The sequence below is a fragment of the Mesorhizobium sp. WSM4935 genome, from assembly GCF_029625735.1.
Lineage (GTDB): Bacteria > Pseudomonadota > Alphaproteobacteria > Rhizobiales > Rhizobiaceae > Mesorhizobium.
In genome coordinates, this window is record NZ_JARTVR010000085.1 from 1 (window position 1) to 238 (window position 238).

At 65.5% G+C, this 238-nt stretch carries 1 protein-coding gene; it reads left to right on the forward strand.

Translation table 11 applies throughout. The features are described from left to right. On the forward strand, nucleotides 1–238 hold a 238-nt coding region (locus P9273_RS32215), incomplete at both ends, for a hypothetical protein (protein WP_278052601.1).

Genomic DNA, 238 nt, shown 5'->3' on the forward strand with positions numbered 1-238 from the left:
GTGCTGGGCAAGGCGATCCTGGATTCCCTTCTGGCCAAGGTCCGCGAGAAGAATCTTTCCAACCAGGTGGCCAGCGCCGCTGCTTCCGTGGACTACGACACGCTCGTCAGCATCAGCGGCACCATGAACACGAACGGGGCCGCCACCTCCGGCCGCCGCGCCATCGTCTCCACCGCGGTGATGAACGCGCTCCAGTCGGATCCGGTGATCGCCTCCGGCGACTACCACGATCAGCTCC